Annotated in this window: 12 protein-coding genes; 8 read left to right on the top strand and 4 right to left on the bottom strand. The window is 65.5% G+C overall.

Going from position 1 to position 17,326, the window contains the following annotated elements; genetic code table 11:
- Positions 1 to 19 precede the first annotated feature (19 nt).
- Complete coding sequence (locus ACP7BY_RS12235) at positions 20 to 2,158, top strand: phosphocholine-specific phospholipase C (RefSeq protein ID WP_137902838.1); 2,139 nt, start codon at positions 20 to 22, stop codon at positions 2,156 to 2,158.
- Complete coding sequence (locus ACP7BY_RS12230) at positions 2,151 to 2,906, top strand: acid phosphatase (RefSeq protein WP_081988799.1); 756 nt, start codon at positions 2,151 to 2,153, stop codon at positions 2,904 to 2,906. The genes ACP7BY_RS12235 and ACP7BY_RS12230 overlap by 8 nt, the downstream gene beginning before the upstream one ends.
- A 13-nt stretch (positions 2,907 to 2,919) precedes the next feature.
- On the opposite strand, the gene ACP7BY_RS12225 is transcribed toward ACP7BY_RS12230, so the two are convergent.
- Positions 2,920 to 5,034 (bottom strand): phosphocholine-specific phospholipase C, encoded by a 2,115-nt coding sequence (locus ACP7BY_RS12225; RefSeq protein WP_137902837.1) that lies wholly within the window; start codon positions 5,032 to 5,034, stop codon positions 2,920 to 2,922.
- Between the two features lie 66 nt (positions 5,035 to 5,100).
- Complete coding sequence (locus ACP7BY_RS12220; protein WP_033966231.1) at positions 5,101 to 7,812, bottom strand: TonB-dependent receptor; 2,712 nt, start codon at positions 7,810 to 7,812, stop codon at positions 5,101 to 5,103.
- 166 nt (positions 7,813 to 7,978) lie between these two features.
- Here ACP7BY_RS12220 and ACP7BY_RS12215 point away from each other — a divergent pair, with 166 nt between their 5' ends.
- Positions 7,979 to 8,815 (top strand): DeoR/GlpR family DNA-binding transcription regulator, encoded by an 837-nt coding sequence (locus tag ACP7BY_RS12215; RefSeq protein WP_033966232.1) that lies wholly within the window; start codon positions 7,979 to 7,981, stop codon positions 8,813 to 8,815.
- 10 nt (positions 8,816 to 8,825) lie between these two features.
- On the opposite strand, the gene ACP7BY_RS12210 is transcribed toward ACP7BY_RS12215, so the two are convergent.
- Both ACP7BY_RS12210 and ACP7BY_RS12205 read right to left on the bottom strand, forming a co-directional pair.
- Positions 8,826 to 9,251, bottom strand: coding sequence for a flagellar basal body protein (locus ACP7BY_RS12210; RefSeq protein WP_033966233.1), 426 nt, complete (start codon positions 9,249 to 9,251; stop codon positions 8,826 to 8,828).
- 3 nt (positions 9,252 to 9,254) lie between these two features.
- Complete coding sequence (locus tag ACP7BY_RS12205) at positions 9,255 to 12,119, bottom strand: hypothetical protein (RefSeq protein WP_081988800.1); 2,865 nt, start codon at positions 12,117 to 12,119, stop codon at positions 9,255 to 9,257.
- Positions 12,120 to 12,203: 84 nt separating this feature from the next.
- Between ACP7BY_RS12205 and ACP7BY_RS12200 the strand changes: the two genes are divergently transcribed.
- The 5 genes from ACP7BY_RS12200 to ACP7BY_RS12180 all read left to right on the top strand — a co-directional run bounded on the left by ACP7BY_RS12200 (position 12,204) and on the right by ACP7BY_RS12180 (position 17,325).
- Positions 12,204 to 13,232 carry a flagellar motor switch protein FliG gene (locus ACP7BY_RS12200; RefSeq protein WP_033966234.1) on the top strand — a complete coding sequence of 343 codons (1,029 nt, stop codon included), beginning with the start codon at positions 12,204 to 12,206 and terminating at the stop codon, positions 13,230 to 13,232.
- A 13-nt stretch (positions 13,233 to 13,245) separates the two neighbouring features.
- Complete coding sequence (locus ACP7BY_RS12195; protein ID WP_126848163.1) at positions 13,246 to 13,905, top strand: FliH/SctL family protein; 660 nt, start codon at positions 13,246 to 13,248, stop codon at positions 13,903 to 13,905.
- A gap of 159 nt (positions 13,906 to 14,064) precedes the next feature.
- Positions 14,065 to 15,618, top strand: coding sequence for a flagellar basal-body MS-ring/collar protein FliF (fliF, locus tag ACP7BY_RS12190; protein WP_171010530.1), 1,554 nt, complete (start codon positions 14,065 to 14,067; stop codon positions 15,616 to 15,618).
- Positions 15,619 to 15,631: 13 nt separating this feature from the next.
- Complete coding sequence (gene fliN, locus ACP7BY_RS12185) at positions 15,632 to 15,985, top strand: flagellar motor switch protein FliN (RefSeq protein WP_033966249.1); 354 nt, start codon at positions 15,632 to 15,634, stop codon at positions 15,983 to 15,985.
- A complete protein-coding gene (locus ACP7BY_RS12180) occupies positions 15,982 to 17,325 on the top strand; it encodes a sigma-54-dependent transcriptional regulator (protein WP_137902836.1) in 1,344 nt (447 codons plus the stop codon). The genes fliN and ACP7BY_RS12180 overlap by 4 nt, the downstream gene beginning before the upstream one ends.
- The last annotated feature ends 1 nt before the right edge of the window (position 17,326 follow it).

The following is a 17,326-nucleotide window of genomic DNA, read 5'->3' as shown; positions in this document are numbered from 1 at the left end:
GGATCGACGGAGAATACCTGTGAACGATGCGACCAGACGGCGCTTTCTGCAGATGGCGGCGGGGGCCGGTGCGGGCGCAGCCGGGATGCTGCCGGGTCTGATCGAGCGCGCCGCCGCGATCGCTGCCAACAGCCCGACCGGCACGATCCGCGATGTCGAGCATGTCGTGATCTTCATGCAGGAAAATCGGTCGTTCGATCATTATTTTGGCAGCTATAATGGCGTGCGCGGGCTGGGCGATCCACGCCCGCTGCGCCTCCCCGGCGGGGGCAGCGTGTGGGCGCAACCGAGCGCGCAGCATCCCGATGGCTTCGTGCTGCCCTTCCACGGCGATTCGACCACGACGCAGTCGTTCCGCGTCGATGGCTCCGAACAGGGCCATCAGCACAATCTCACCATCTTCAACCGGGGTCGGTGCGATCGCTGGGGCGCGACGCGGCAATTGCACCAGCGGATGCTGCATTATGGCGCGGGCGACCTGCCCTTCTATTACGCGCTCGCCAACGCTTTCACGATTTGCGACGCCTATCACGCTTCGACGCTGACGCAGACCTATCCCAACCGGCTGCATTTGTTCACCGGCTGCAATGGCGGTGGCACGGTCGGCGGCGATCCCGAAATGGACAATTATGGCGAGGACGAAACGCCCAGCGCCGACATGGCGACCGACCAGCCGCTGCGCCCCGATGCCTATCGCTGGACCACTTATGCCGAGCGGCTGGAACAAGCGGGCGTAAGCTGGAAGGTCTATCAGGAATATGACAATTTCGGCGACAACACGCTGTCGGTGTTTCCCGCCTTCCGCCCCTGCGCGCGCGATTCCGCTTTGTATCGGCGCGGTCGATCGTGGGTGAGCGAGCACAAGACCGGGGCCGACCGCACCCGTTCGGACGGGGAGCAACTGGTCGAGGGCTTCCGGCGCGATCTGGCGGCGGGGACTTTGCCGCAGGTGTCGTGGATCGTCACCGCCGCCGACCTGTCCGAACATCCGACCGCCGTGCCCGCGCGCGGCGAACATCTCTGCGCCGAACTGATCGCCGCGTTGGTCGACCATCCGGAAGTCTTCGCCAAGACGGTGTTCATCGTCAATTATGACGAGAGCGGCGGCTTTTACGACCATATGCCGTCCCCCGTCCCGCCGGTGGGGGACTTGCCGGGCCACAGCACGGTGTCGATCGCCGGTGAAGCAAAACACTATGCCAGCGGCGACAATCAGGGCGCGCAGCCGATCGGCCTGGGCATTCGCGTGCCCGCACTCCTCGTCTCGCCGTGGAGCCGGGGCGGTTTCGTCTGCTCCGAACTGTTCGACCACACGTCGGTACTGCGCTTTCTGGAGGCGCGCTTCGGCGTGGCCGAGCCCAATATCGGTCCGTGGCGGCGCGCAGTGTGTGGCGATCTCATCTCCGCCTTCGATTTCGCACAACCCAATCGCGACTGGGCGAGCCTCGCCTTGCCCGGCACCGCCGATTTCGAACAGCGCATCGCGCGTTCGCAGGCCGGGCGCGCCACCGCGATTCCGGCGGTGCAAAGCGCATCCCGGCAAATGTCCGGGCAACGCCCTGCCCGCGCCCTGCCCTATCGGCTCGACATCCTCGCTCGGGTCGACGCGGATCGGCGCTTCCGCCTCGACCTGGTCAACCGCGGCACGACCGGTGCAGTGCTGACCGTCCACGACAATCACGATCGCGGCGGCCCCTGGCACTATACGATCGGCGCGGGCGACCACTATGCCAGCACGCAGTGGCATGACGACGGCACCGTCACCGACCGCTACGACCTGAGCGTGATCGGCCCCGACGGGTTGCTGCGCCGTTATGCCGGGACGCTGGCGGGCACGGCGGAGGTCGGCTTGCTCGCATTGCCCAGCCAGGATGCGGTCGAACTCTCGCTCGCCAACCCCGCTACTGTGCCACTACGCTATACGATCACGCTCGACCCGGCCTATCCAGCGTCGACCCTGCGAACCCGTGCCTTCACCGTGCCCGCCGGTGCAACGCTGCGCGACCGCTGGGATCTGGCGGCGAGCGACCGCTGGTATGATCTGACGATACGCTCGCCCGACGATCCCGCGTTTTTGCGTCGCTTCGCGGGCAAGGTCGAAAACGGGCGACCGGGCCGGACCGACCCCGCCATCGGGGAGATGCGGCTCGATGTCTAAGCGTCTTTTCCTCGCAGGCCTCGTCGCGGTTGCAGCAATGGGCAGCGCCGTCGCCGCGATCGGCGATCCCTGGATGCACCCCATGGACGGCGTGCGGATCCTGTCCGCCCCGCCCGCCGCCGGATCGGCGCGCGATATTGCCGACCGCGCGATCTTCCAGGCGACGCGCGCCCTGCAGGGCAGTCCGCGCTGGCGGATCGCGCAGCGCGATGTCGAGAATGGCCCGTTGTCGCGTTATGCCTGCGCGCTCGGCGTGACGTTGAAGGCCAGCGACGTGCCGATCCTGGCGAGTCTCTTCGACCGGGCGGGCGCGGGCTTCCTCGTCGAGCCCGTCAAAACCCATTACGCGCGGGCCCGGCCCTATGCCGACAATGATGCGCCCATGTGTCAGGCGCGCACCGCCGCGCTCGCCCGCAGCGGCGATTATCCCTCGGGCCATGCCGCCAATGGCTGGCTGGAGGCATTATTGCTCGCCGAACTCGCGCCCGACCGGGCGAACGAATTGCTCGCGCGGGGTCGTCAGGCGGGCGAAAGCCGCGTGATTTGCGGCGCGCATTCGGCCAGCGCGGTTGAGGGCGGCTGGCAAGCGGGGGCCGCCGCCTCGGCGGTGCTGCACGGCTCCGCATCGTTCCGCCAGCAGCTCGAGCTGGCGCGCGTCGAACTCGCCCGCGCCCGCGCCACCGCCCCCAAGGTCGATCCCGCCGCTTGCGCGATCGAGGCGGAGGTGCTGGCGCGCGCGTATTATTGAAGCCCCGGTCGCGTCACGCGGCCGGGTTGGGCGAGGCGATGACCAGCGGTGCCGCGCCATGCGCGACCGGATCGCTGAAGGATTCGCCGCCGTTCTCCTGATGACCGGCAAGGCGTACCTGCTCGGTCGCGCTGGTGACGAGCAGATCGTACCAGCCTTGGCTGCCCGACAGATCGATCGGCACCACGCTCTCGGCATGCGCAGCGACCTCCAGCGTGCGCGGCGGCTGGCCATAAGCGAGATCGCGCACCGTCAGCGTCAGTGCGGCGTGACCATGGTTGCGTACCCGCACTCCCTTCGCCTCGAGCATCGGCGCAAAGCCCGCGCTGCGCCCAGTGAAGCGCCGGTGAAACCCGGCCGGCCCGAGCAGAAACGCATCATAGGCCCCATCCGCGCCCACCGGCAGTTCGGCGGCAAGCGATTGCCCTGCGCCAACGGTATAGCGGCGCGGCCCGCCCGCAAGATCGGTCAGCGGATAGAGATGGAACACCGCCGCGCGCTCGCGCCCGGTGTTGGACAGCAGCAACCCCGGCACCTGCCCCGCCGCAGCCATCAGCGTCGCATCGAGCCGATAGGGCGTTGCGCGGCGGCGACGGATGCCTGCTTCCTGCACCGGCGCGGTCAGCGCGGCGGGTGGCAGCGGGCGCGTCTCCTTGAGCGTCGCCGCGCGTTCGGACAGCGCCCGCGTTGGCGGCAAGGCGCTGGCAAACGCCCGGTCGTCGGCGCGCGAGAAATCGAAACACGAGGTCAAATCGCCGCACACCGCGCGCCGCCAGGCGCTGATATTGGGTTCGGCCACGCCGAAGCGCGTTTCGAGGAAGCGAATGACGCTGGTGTGATCGAACACTTCGGACGCGACATAGCCGCCGCGGCTCCACGGCGACACGACATACATCGGCACGCGCGGCCCGAGCCCATAAGGGCGGCCGAGATACGCCGCATCGGCCTCGCCTTGCGAATGGCGGTGATATTCGTCCTCGGCGGCAACCGTCGTGCCGCCCAGCAAGCGCGCCGGATCGCGCGGATCGTGCGCGGGCGGTGCGGGCGGCGGGACATGGTCGAACAACCCGTCATTCTCATCGAAATTGAGCAGCAGCACTGTCTTGGCCCACACCTCGGGGTTCGCGGTCAGCGCATCGAGCACCTGCGCGGTATAATCCGCCCCCTGCAAGGGCGTTGAGACGCTGGGATGTTCCGATGCCGCCGTCGGCGCGATGATCCACGAGACCTGGGGAAGTTTGTCGGCCAGCACATCAGCCTTGAGCAGATCGAGCCCACGCGTGGTCAGCGTGCGCCGGATCAAATCGGCGTCCGGCCCCGACGTCGCGGTGCGCGCATCGCGATAGCGGCGGAAGCCGATCAGCGGGTTGTCGCTGAAATTGTCCTCCATCTGCTGATAGATTTGGAAGCTGATCCCCGCCGCCTGCAGCCGCTCGGGATAGGTCGTCCAGGCATAGCCGCCATGGCCGCGCGGATCTTCCAGCCCGTCATAACCGTTGTCGATCGCCGGGCCATGCCCGCGCGCCTGCGGATCGTGGGTGCCGGTCCACACATACAGCCGGTTGGGATTGGTGCTGAGATGCAGCGCGCAATGATAGGCGTCGCACAGCGTGAAGGACTCGGCCAGTGCATATTGGAACGGAATGTCCTCGCGCGTGAAATAGGCCATCGCATGGTCGTGCTTGGCCTTGGGCCAGCCGCCCATCCGGCCATTGTCCCACGCCGCCTGGCTGTCGGGAAAACCGTGCGGCGTGCCGAGCGGCCGCATCAGCCGGAAATCGCGCTTGGTATCGAGGTGGAAGGGCGCGATCCAGTCGGGCGGCCCGGCATGTTCGCTCGGCTGCACGAACACCGTCGCCCCGCGCCGTTCGCCCAGATCGGGCACCGGAATGGCAAAGCGATCGCCAAAACCGCGCACCCCCGGCATCGCGCCGAAATAATGGTCGAAGGCGCGGTTTTCCTGCGTGAGGATCACGACATGTTCGACATCCATCACCGTCCCCGTGCGGCGATTGGCGGGGATGGCGAGCGCGCGCGCGATCGACGGGAACATGCCTCCCGCCGCCGCGCCGCCACCGGCCATCAGCGTCTTCAGAAAGGCACGGCGATCGGCGGGAGGCAGCGACATGGGCGTTCGTCCATTCACAAAGAGACGGCGCGCCGACAAGCTCGACGCGCCGCCCGGAGGGGGTCGTCAGAACTTCAGCGTGAAACCGGCAAAGACGGTACGGCCACTCTGAGTCTCGTTATGCAAGCGGTGATAGATGCTGTTATACTGCACCTCAGTCGTGTTGGCGATGTTGATTGCGTCCACCGTCAGCCGCAGTTTGCTGGTAAGGTTCACGAACGCCGCTGCGTCGACATACACCGTGCCGTCGAAACCGTCCTCGCTCGCCGGATTGGAACCGTCATAGGCGCTGCGCAGATAGGACGACCGATAGTTCGCCGATCCGCGAATGCCCCAGCGCTTGGTCTCGTAATAGAGCGTGCCATTGGCGTTGGTCTTGGACAGGCCTGGGATCGGGGTCTTCACACCCTTCACCGGCGCGTTCGAATCGATCACCGTCACGTTCGCCGACATACCGAACTTGTCGAACGGGGCCGGAAGGAAAGTGAAGTTGGTTTGCGCCGCCGCTTCGAAGCCGGTGATATAGGCCTTGCTCAGGTTCACCGGCCGCGAAAATTCCGCGACGATGGTGGTCGGCGTTACGCCGGGTAGCGTCGAGACCGGCAGGCCCGTCGCGCTGAACGGCACATTGAACAGCGTTTCGCTCGAGATCAGGTTGCTGATGTCCTTGTGGAACACGCCCACCGAAATCAGGCCGATCTTGCCGAAATACCATTCGGCCGACAGGTCGTAGGCATTGTCCTTATATGGTTTCAGGTTCGGGTTGCCGACGCTTGCGGTGATCTGGCCGCTATCGGCATTGGCGCTGCCCGCCGCCGCCAGCGAACCGAGCGAGGGACGGTTGATGTTCTTGGCAGCCGCCACGCGGATCAGGAAGCTCGGCGTGACTTCCAAAATGGCGTTGAGTGCCGGGAGCACGCCCGAATAGCTCGATTTGGTAACGTTGCTGCCAATCGGCGTGTCATCGCTGTTGGTGATCAGGCCGTTGCTGTTGACGTCGGTGAAATACGCCCGAACGCCGACATTGCCGCGCAGCCGCATGCCCGCAACATGGCCGTCCCAGTCGAGCTGGCCATAGGTCGCCTTGGTCGTTTCGGTGACGGTGTAGGTGTTTTCGATGTCGGTTGCACCGGCGGTGGTGTGCGAGGCGTTATATTTGGCAAATGCGGCCGCATAATTGCCGGTGATCCAGCTTGCCGCCTCGTTCTGCGTGAAGACGTCGGCATAGGATGTCACGGGGCTGCCGGTGAACTGGTGGAACTGCCCGTCATTGTAGATTTCGGAGCCCGACGTGCTGTAGCGGCGATAGCTCGCCCCCGCGCGCAGCGTGAATATGTCACTCAGCTTTAGATGCCCGTTGCCGGTCGCTTCGCGCAGGCTGGTCTTGTTCCAGAATTCGCGGAAGTAGAATTCCTTGAACTCATATTTCGACGCATCGGTGGTGTTCCAACGATAGACGTTGGTCGCCGAGGTGCCGTCCGCCGCATAGGTGGTGGTCATGCCGCCATAAGCGCGCAGGTACAGCTTGTCGTCATACGGGGTAGTGTATTTCGAATCCTCATAGCCGACATGGCCGTCGAAGCCGAGGCTGTCATTCACATCCCATTTGCCGGTCAGCGCGAGCTGGTTGAAGCGGTTCTTGTTGAGCGAGCGGCGGTGTTCGCTGGCATAGGTGACGTTGTCGACGCTGATCGCATCGACAAAGTTGCTGCTGTCCCAATGGATCGAATTGATCTTCGAGGTCGTATCGAAGATCACCGAGCCCGACGTGTTGTTGGGCCGCGTCGCGAGGTGATATTCGTCGCGGTGCGTGGTGAATTCGCCATGCAGCGCATCGAGCGTCAACAGCACGTTGTCCGCCGGACGCCACTGCGTGGCGAGCGTCAGGCCAAGCCGCTCCTGCTGCGCATCCCACACCGACAGGCGGTTGCCCGAGGCGAACACCAGATCGCCCGACTTGAACTTGGTCTGCTGGTCGGCCGAGAGCCCTGAGATATCGAGGCCCTTGCCGAGGTAGCTGGAGATCTGGCTCGCGCTCAACTGGGTCGGCGAATAGGTGTTGTAGCCCTGCTCCTCGGTCTTGCGCTTCGAATACGCTACCGAGACCAGCACGCCGAAGGTATCGCCCCAATTCTGGCCGATCATCGCGGCGATGCGCGGCTGCGCGTCCTTGGTGTAGCTGTTGGTGCCGAGCTTGGCCGAGATCGCGCCGGTAATGCCCTGCTTATATTCCAGCGGCTTGGCGGTGAACAGGCCGACCGTACCGGCCATGCCCCCTTCATTCTGCGCCGCCTGATAGGTCTTTTCGACCTCGATGCGCGAGAACAGTTCGGAGGCGAAGATATTGAAGTCGAACGCGCGGTCGCGCGACCGCTGGCCGCGGCTGTCCATCGCCGAATCGACGTTGCCGAGCACTTCCATGCCGTTGAGCTGGACGCGGGTATAGTCCGGCCCAAGGCCGCGCAGCGTGATGCGGCGGCCTTCGCCTGCCTCGCGGTTGATCGCCACGCCCGGCAGGCGCTGGATCGATTCGGCCAGGTTGAGTTCGGGGAACTTCGCCATGTCTTCCGCGACGATCACGTCTTTGACGATGGTGGCATCGCGCTTCAACGCGCGCGCTTTGGCAAGCGACTGGATATAGCCGTTGACGACAATATCGGCTGGGGCCGCGTCCGTGGCGGCGGCAGGGTCGGTCACGGTTTGCGCCATCGCGCTGGTTGCAAAGACGCCGCTCGTCGCGGTTGCGATCGCCAGAATCGCCGTACTCATTTTACGCATTTGTGGTGCCCTCCCTGCGCGGCTGGGAAAAGCCCCAAGTCGCGCTGCCCGACCCGGCCGGTAGAGCGCGGACATGACGAGTATGTGACATTTTGTGGTTTTGTGGCGGTTTTTATGTGGATAAATGTGAGTTTCCATTGTGTGACAGCCGCGATATGATCGCGCCATGCAGACACCGTTCTCACCGCTCGACGATGCTCCGGGGCTGCGCGTCATCCAGAGTTCGCGGATCGCAGCGATCCTAAAATTGCTCGAGGCGCGCTCCAGCCTGTCGATCGCCGAGCTGGCCGCGCGCTTTGACTGTTCGGAAGAAACGATCCGCCGCGATATCCGCCAGTTGGAGCAAACCGGTCGCGTGCTGAAGGTGCATGGCGGCGTGCGCACACCGGATGCCGATTTCGAAGCGCCCTATCGCTTGCGCTTTCGCGAACAAGCCGAAGCCAAACAGCAGATCGGGCAGGCTGCGGCAGAACTGGTCGAACCCGGCATGACCCTCCTGGTCGATTCGGGCACTACCTGCTTCTGGCTGGTTCGCGCCTTGGCGCGGGTGCCGGACCTCACCATCATCACCAACAGTATCGACGTTGCGAGCGAAGTGCTCGGCCGTCCGAAACAGCGCCTGTTCGTCGCGGGCGGCGTCATCAATCACGATTATCGCGCCGCATTCGGGCCGGAGGCGATCGCTTATTGTGGCGGCTTCGTTCCCGATCTGACGATTTTTTCCATGGGCGCGATTGATGCGGAGCGCGGCTTCCTCGACTTCGAACCCGACGAGGCCACCTTCAAGCGCGCCTTGCTCGAGCGTGCGCGCCGGATCGTCGTTCTGGCGGATTCGACCAAATTCGGGCGCAAGGGGACGACGCGAGTGGCCGACTTTGCCGATGTTGCCGATCTGGTGACCGAGGCCCAGCCGCCCCACGCCTTTGTTGCAGCGGCCGCTGCCACCGGGATGGCGGTGCATGTGGCCCGCGCGGCCCCGGCTGCGGATTCACCGCCGCTATAAGGCCATCGCCTTACCCGCCATGGCCGATCGCCGTCTTCAGCATGGATAGCTGTTTGCGATAGATGTTGGTCATTGCCGCGAAATCGGCCTGGATCTGCCCCATCTTCAGCAATTGATCTTCCAGCGTGACGTTGTTGCCGTCGGGCTTGGTCTCGCTCACATCGGTATCGAGGATCGACGATGCGCCCATCGGCGCGCGTGCGCCGAGCGCCGCCATGCTCGGGGTCAATTGCACGGTGGGCACGGCGATACCCGGTGCACCGCCCGCGCCGCCGCCCTGCGCCGCCAGCAGCGCCGAAAAATTGGGTGCCGCGACATCGCGGGCCTTGAAGCCCGGCGTTTCGGAATTGGCGATATTTTGCGAAATGACCCGCTGGCGATCGGCCAGATGCTTCATTTCGGCGCGGATGCCCGACAGGATCGCGGGAACGGCCATGGCTTAGCCTCCGAACAGGGATACGAGGGAACCGCTATTGCTCGTGTCCGAAGTCGACGAGCTCAAACGCGCGAGGGCAGATTGGTAACCCGCCAGTTGCGCCTGTTGATAGGCACTCACCGTGCCACCGCCCGCCTTCTTCGTGTTGTCGACGATCGACGCCTTGGTATCGTCCCAATAGAGCGAACGATACGCGGTTTGCGTCATCGACAATGCCGACTTGATCTTGCCCAATGCCGCCTTGGCGTCTGCGGGGGTCGCCAAGGTCAGCGATGTACTGAGATCCAGTCCATAGGCACCGCCCGGCCGCACGGTCGGCGCATTCGCCGCCACGGGCACCGGCGTCTCGATCCGCTGCGGTGCGATCCCGAGCTTGGACAGGGCATCGCGATCCCCGGTGCCAGGAATGAGTTCGATCGAATGACCGGCGGCGGCATCGATGCGCAGGCTCTTCATGCCGCTGATCCGCGGGGTGCTGGTGCTGCCCTTGGTGCCGGTCAGCTTGCCGATCCGGTCCGACAGCGTCTGCATCGTGTCGTCGGCGGTGATGGTGATCTTCTTGGCCGTGCCGCCATCGATGCTGATCGAAAAACTGTCGCCTACGCGCAGCGCGGTCTGGGTCACCAATTTGGCCGAGACTTCGGGGTTGATCGTCCCCGTGCCGAAGCCGATCGCCCCCAGGCTATTGTCCCCGGTCGCCGCCACCGCCAGCCGCACCGGCTGCGTCGTCTGCCCACTTTGACCGAATTGGGTGGTGCTGGCGATCGCGCCGGTCGCACCGTCGATCCGGCTGACGAAACCATCCACCGTACCCGAGCGCGCCGCACCGATCGTGCCGGACGTCCGACCGCCGGCGTAGATCGCACCGTCGAGAAAGGCGACGCTGTCGACCTGGTCGTCCTGCGCGCTGCCGACATAAGTGACCGCCGCGCTGCTCAGCGCACCATCGATGCGCGCGACAAAGCCATCGCGCCCGCCCGACGTTCCATTCACCTGTGTGCCCGAAAGCGCCGCGCTCGCGGAACCACCGACCGCAATCGTGCCATCGCTGCCCACCGCCAGCGCGCGCGCATCGGCCGTGCCCAGATCAAGCGTCGCCAGATCGTTGGACAAGGCACCGGCGTCGAGTTTGCGCACTTGTGCGGTGCCATTGTTGTTCATCAGCGCCAGCACATTGCCGTCGCTGCCGATCGCCAGCGCCGTGATCGATTCGCTTCCACCCGAATCGATCGCGCGACGATCGGCAACGTGGCCCGTCGAGTCGATCCGCGCGACAAAGGCGTCGCCGCCCCCCGTCGCGCTCTTGCCCCCGACGAAGACCGAACCATCGTTCCCGATAGCGAGCGCTTTGGCGACATCATTGCCGGTGCCCGCCACGACCGTCGTAAACGCTTCATCGCCCAGCGTGCTGTAGCGCGCGACGAACATGTCGCCATCATGCGTCACCCCGTCGAGGCTGCCCGTGACGGTGCCCGCCACCACGACATCGCCATTGGCAGCAACGCTAACCGCCGCCCCGGTGGAGGCCCCGGCCGCGCCAAGCCCCCGTTCCCACACGACTTTGCCCGCGCCGTCGAGCTTGGTCAGGAACAGCGTGTCCGAACCGTTGGAGCGTTCCGACCCCAAATCGCCCCGCGTCGTGCCGACCACATAGGTATTGCCCTGCGCATCGGTCGCCATCGCTGCGGCATCGGTATTGGCCTGGACGGCGGTGGTCTTGGTGGTGGTCGCCACCGCCTTGCCATTGTAATCGGTCTTGAAGGTTGTCGTCGAACTGGTCGTCTTGCCGGCGATCTTTGCTTGTTCGGTGGCAACACGGTCCAGCGCGCTCAGCGTCGCCACCGACTTTTGCACCATCGCACCGGCAGGATCGGCGAAGCGGAAGATCTGCGTCGCGGTCGGTGTGGTGGCGGTCGGCTGACCGGCAACCGCCGTCTGCCCGGCGGCGAGCGGGACCGGCCCGCTCTCACCGGTCGCGACGAGCAGCGCGGGCTTGGCGTTGATCTGGTCGATCGTCACCCGGTCGGCCCCGTTGGGCGCGTTGAGCGTCAGGCCCCATTTTTCGGTCCCGCGTTCGGGCGTGAAGTGCGCCACCCACTTTGGCTGCTGCATCCCCTTTTCGTCCAGCTGCAGACTGCCATCGGAATTGAGGCGCGGCAGCGCGGAAATCGCGGCGTTGAGCGCATCCGAGACCGAATCCAGCGTCGGCGGTTGCGGCCCCTGCGACAAATCCACCGTCAGCGTGTCGCTCGCCCCAGGCTTGGACAGCGTGATCTTGAGTTGCTCCTGCCCGGTCATTCCCGGCAACGCGTCCGACCGGCTTGCCGCCACCTCCGGCCCCTTCACCGTGTACGCATCGGGGGACGGAATTCCGACGCTCGTCGCGCTGCGCGCAGGCTGAGCGAGCGAGAGGTCCAGGATCCCGTTGGGGGCGTGCGCCAAAAAGCTCTGCAAATCCGTCAGGCCTTTGGCGAAGGTCGTCTGCAACGTCGCGCGCTGCGCGGCGTTGCTGGTGGTCGCGGCCGCAGTTTCGGCGAGCAGACGCAAGCGATCGAGCGCCTTATAGGTCGTAAAGCTGGTTTGCACGTCGCTCGGCAGCGCAGACGGGCCCGTCGCGGGCTTGTCGATGATCGTCGTCATCGCCTTGATCGCGGACACTTGCGCCGACACCGGTAGCGTCGTCGGCGTTTCCTTCCACGGCGGCGTCGTTGGCGCAGTCGTAAACTGCGCCTTGGCGACGCGCACGGCTTTGGATTCGATCGTGGGGGCGCTGCTGTTGGAGGCGCTGAAATCCGCGAACGAATTGCTGCCCGTCATAAGGCTCAGCCCGATCAAGCTCCCCGATAAATCCGCCGACATCTCCGTCATCCCTATAAGACTCTTCCTATAATAGCAGGGAGAGACGCTCGAAGGCCGTGCTTTCGGCGAATTTTCTGGGGAAAATTGGTGAACATGATGGCGCAGATGGGCGAACCGCCTGAAATGAAGCGATTCACCGGTCAGCAGCGAGCTGCGGCCTTGATGCTCGCGCTCGGGAAAGAACACGGTGCGCCGATCTGGGAACAGCTTTCGGTCGACGAAATCAAGGAACTGTCGGCGACGATCGCGGGCCTCGGCCGCATCCCCGCCGTCGTGGTCGAATATCTGCTCGTGCATTTCAGCGGCGAGGTCGCCAGCATGGCCTCGCTGCACGGCTCCTACGAATCGACCGAGCGGCTGCTCTCGGGCATCCTGCCCGGCGAGCGCGTCAAGGACATCATGGAGGATATTCGCGGGCCCTCTGGCCGGACGATGTGGGACAAGCTGTCGAATGTCAGCGAAACCGTGCTCGCCCAGGGGCTACGACACGAATATCCGCAGACGGTCGCGGTGATCCTGTCGAAGCTGCGTTCCGAACATGCCGCGCGCGTGCTGTCCGAATTGCCCAGTGAATTCGCCGTCGATGTCATCATGCGCATGTTGCGGATGGAGACGGTGCAGAAGGAAGTCATCCTCGAAATCGAGCAGACGCTGCGCACCGAATTCATGGCCAATCTGTCGCGCTCCAACAAGCGCGATCCGCATGAGGCAATGGCCGACATGTTCAACGCGCTCGACCGCGCGACCGAAGAAAAGATGCTGGCGGCGCTCGACGAGCGCGTGCCCGAATCCGCCATCCGCATTCGCGCCCTGATGTTCACGTTCGAGGATCTGGGCAATCTGTTGCCCGCCGCGATCGGCGTGGTCGTGCGCAATGCCGACAAGCGCGAAATGGCACTGGCGCTGAAGGGTGCCCCGGAGGAAATGAAGAAGCTGTTCTTCAGCACCATGACCGAACGCGCCGCCAAGTTGCTGCGCGAGGACATGGCCGGCATGGGCCCGGTCCGCGCCCGCGATTGCGAGGAAGCCCAGTCGTCGCTCGTGCGGCTCGCAAAGACCCTGGCCGATGCCGGCGAAATCACGCTCGTCGATCCCAAGAGCGACGATATGATGATCGTGTGACGGAGACAGGCAAATGAGTTTTCAAACCGTCCAGCGCTTCGCCTTCGACCGCGTCTTTACCGAGATGGGCCCGACGCCGTTCGACATGCCCGATTCGATGCTCGATCAGGCGGCGCTGCGTGCCGAACTGGACGCGCGCAACGCCGATCACGAAAGCGCCTTGTCGATCGCGCGCGCGGATGCCTTCGAGGCGGGGCTTGCCCAGGCGCGCACCGAACGCGACGCTGCGTTGCTGTGCGCCATCGACGCGATGCACGGCGCGCTCGACGCGCTCGACGCGCGCTTTGCCGATACCACGCGCCGCATCGTTGCCGACGCGACCGAAGTTGCGCTGGCGGCTGCGGAGGCGATTGCGGGCCGCGCGCTCGCCTGCGATCCTGCGGGGCTGATCGACGAGGGAATCGGGCGCGTGCTGCAACAAGTCGCGCGCGGCACCGAGTTGCAGGTCCGCGTCCACCCCGATCTGGTCGAGGCGGTCGAGCAGCGCATCGCCCAGCGTCAGGCCGCCGACCGGCGCAAACTCCACGTCGGCGTCGTACCGGATGCCACGCTGGCACCCGGCGACGCCTTGATCGATTGGGAGCAAGGCGGCTTGCTGCTCGAAAAGGCCGCGCGACGGGCGGCCGTGGAGAGCGAACTCGCCCCGCTGCTGCCCCCACTACCCAGCGCCTGATCTCGCCACACGGCAATTTTTTCCGCCCGGCAGAAATTGCCGCCCGTCTCCATCCTATAAGATAGTCATGGGGGCTCGCCCCGACGGTCAGGATCGGGACACACTTTGGACGCAGCGCGCACTCTCTTTTCGCAATTGGGCGTAAGACGGCTTGCCGTAATGGCCGGTGTGGCGCTCGCGGTATTGGCGGCGCTCGCGTTCGTGGCGACACGAGGCGGGTCGACCTCCTCGATGGGCTTTTTGTTCACCGATCTCGATCCTGCCGCCGCGCAATCGATCACCGAGAAGCTGAAGGCAAAGGGCGTCGACTATCGGCTGTCTGCCGACGGCACCTCGATCCTCGCGCCGCAGGACAAGCTGGCGGAATTGCGTATGGCGATGGCGGGCGATCATCTTGGCGGCAAGATCGGCTATGACGTGCTCGACAACGAACAGAGCTTCGGCGTGTCCGCTTCGCGCGCGAAGCTGAACGAGACGCGCGCGATCGAAGGCGAATTGGGCAAATCGATCGAAAGCCTGGACGGCGTATCCAAGGCGCGCGTCCACATCGTCATGCCCGAGCGCGCGATGTTCGCGACCGAAAGCCGCAAATCGACCGCCGCCGTCACGGTCAAGACCAAGGGGCGGCTGTCCACCGAAGCGGTCGCCTCGATCCGCTATCTGGTCGCCTCCTCGGTGCCCGAGCTCGCGCCCGAAGCGGTGTCGGTGGTCGACCAGACGGGAGCCCTGCTGGCCCGCGCCGGTGACGCCGGGTCGGCGGGCGGAGCCGAAGCCGATGAGCGCCAGACCGCCACCGAAGCGAAATTGCGCGACGAAATCGAATCGCTGCTCGCCCCGATCGTCGGCATGGGCAAGGTCCGCGCCGAGGTTTCCGCGCTGATCGACCGCGACCAGACGCGCGAGGAGACCACCGCCTTCGACCCCGACAAGCAGGTCATCGGCCATCAGACCACGGTCGAATCCGGCGACCAGAATGCCGAGAATAACGCAACGACGCCGCAAGCTTCGGTTGCGGGGCAATTGCCCGATGCGCAGGCCAGCCCGGCTACGGGAAGCGGCACCTCGCGCAAGACGGCCAGCACGCAAAATTCCGAAGACACCACCTATGAAAATAGCAGCACGCACACGGTGACGGTGCGCGTCCCCGGCCAGATCAAGCGCTTGTCGATCGCGGTCATGGTCGATGGCGGCCCCAAGGGCCTGCCCGCCGCGCAGATCCAGCGGCTGACCCGCATCGTCGAGAATGCGGCGGGAATCGACACCAAGCGCGGTGACAGCGTCGTCGTCGAGAGCATGCCCTTCACCGCCGGCGACGCACTGGCCGAAAACAAGAGCGGGTTGCTGTCGCTGCTGCCGATGGACAAGGTCTTCTCGCTGATCGAACTGCTGGTGATCGCGGTGGTCGGCATCATCGTCCTGCGCATGCTGCTCCCCAAACCGGCACCTGAACCCGTCGCAATGGCCGAGCAGACGCCGCAACTCGGCAGCGATCCCGAGCGCCTGGCGCTCGCCGCGCGCGCCGCCGATGGCGACCCCGACGCGATGCAGCAAATCGCCGCGCTCGGCGGCGAGCAGCATCTGCTCGACCAGGAAATCGCGCTCGCCCAAGTCGATGGCCGCATCAAACTTTCGGCACTCAAGCGCATCGGCACGACGATCGCCGAAAGCCCGCCCGAATCCGCCTCCGTAATCCGGCAATGGATGAACTCATAAGATGGAACAGCCCATGGATTCCGAACCCTCGCTGGTTGCGATCGACTCGCCGGCGCAGACCGAACAACCTTTCATCGCCGATTTCGCCGACGAGCCCATTCGCCCTGCGGCTGGCGGCAGCCCCGCCGAAGGGCTGGAAGCGGTCTATGATGTGCCGGTCAAGGTGCAGGCCGTCCTCGGCCGGTCGCGCATGCCGGTGGGCAAATTGCTGCAACTCGTCGTCGGCACGGTGGTCGAACTGGACCGTCGCGTCGGGGAGCCGGTCGACATCTTCGTCAACAACCGCCTGATCGCGCGTGGCGAGGTCGTGCTGATCGACGGTTCGCTCGGCGTGACGCTGACCGAAATCGTGCGGGGCGAACGATGAAGGGTATGACACCGGCGGTACGATTGCTGCTCGTCGGGGCCCCCGGCTCGGAATTTCGCCTCGCCGCCGATCTGGCACGCGCGGCGGGGGCGGACGTGACGATGGCGGACGATGCCCCCCAGGCGATCGCGCTGTTGCGGATGAACGGCGGCGACCTGGTGATGATCGACGTCGATGCCGACGTTCGCGGTTTCTTGCAGCACCTGCGCGACGAACGCTTCGCCGTCCCCGTCATCGCGTGCGGCATTAATGCCTCGGCGCAGCAAGCGGTGGCGGCCATTCGCGCAGGCGCGCGCGACTATCTGCCTTTGCCGCCCGAACGCGCGCTGATCGCCGCGGCCATCGCCTCGGTCGTCACACGGGGGTCGATCGAAATCCTCGGCGACGCACCCGATCTTGCGCGGGCGCGCAACCTTGCGCTGGCGGTGGCGCGAAGCGCGTCGCCCGTACTGCTGGTCGGCGAAACCGGCACGGGCAAGGGCTTGATGGCCCGCGCCATCCATGAGGCATCGGGGCGGCTCGGCCCGATCCTGGTAGTGGAATGTGCAGGCGTCGCGCCCGAAATCGTCGATTCGGAACTGTTCGGGCATGAGGAAGGTGCCTTTGCCGGAGCGCTCGGGCTGCGCATCGGCCGCTTCGAAAAGGCCGGCAGCGGCACGATCCTGCTGCGCGAGGTTGGTGCCCTGTCGCCGGGAACGCAGGCGCGCTTGCTGTCGGCGCTGCAGGAACATCACATCCGGCGCGTCGGTGGCAACCACGCGGTGGCGGTGCAGGCGCGCGTTCTCGCGACCTCCACGATCGACCTGCAGCAACGCGTCGCGGCGGGGGCATTCCGCGCCGACCTGCTCGCGCGGCTCGGCCTCGCCCGGATCGAAATGCCGCCGCTGCGGGCGCGGCGTGGCGATATCGCGCTGCTCGCACGGCATTTTGCCCACCGCCTCGCGGACGCCGACGGCCTGTCCCCACGCCCGCTCAGCGAAGCGGCGGAAGGGGTATTGCAGGCCTATGGCTGGCCCGGCAATGTCAGCGAACTCGAAGACGCTATCCATCGCGCGGTCTTGATCGCGCGCGGGCCCAGGATCGAAGCGCGCGACATCGTCCTGGTCGATGGGTCGCAGCTCGCGCAGGACCATGCCGCCACCGAAGGCCGCCTCGAAATCGAAGGATTGGTCGGCCGCACGGTCGAAGAGGTCGAGCGCGAACTGATCCTGCAGACGCTGCAGCGCTGCCACGGCAACCGCACCTCGGCCTCGGGCATCCTCGGCATTTCGGTGCGGACGATGCGCAACAAGCTGAAGACCTTCATTGAGGCCGGTATCGCCGTGTCGCCCGCTCCGTGAA

It is taken from the genome of Sphingomonas sp. PSPC2-2 (assembly GCF_049897725.1).
GTDB lineage: Bacteria > Pseudomonadota > Alphaproteobacteria > Sphingomonadales > Sphingomonadaceae > Sphingomonas.
The sequence above is the reverse complement of the archived record's forward strand: the minus strand, read 5'-3'. Positions and strand labels throughout refer to the sequence as shown.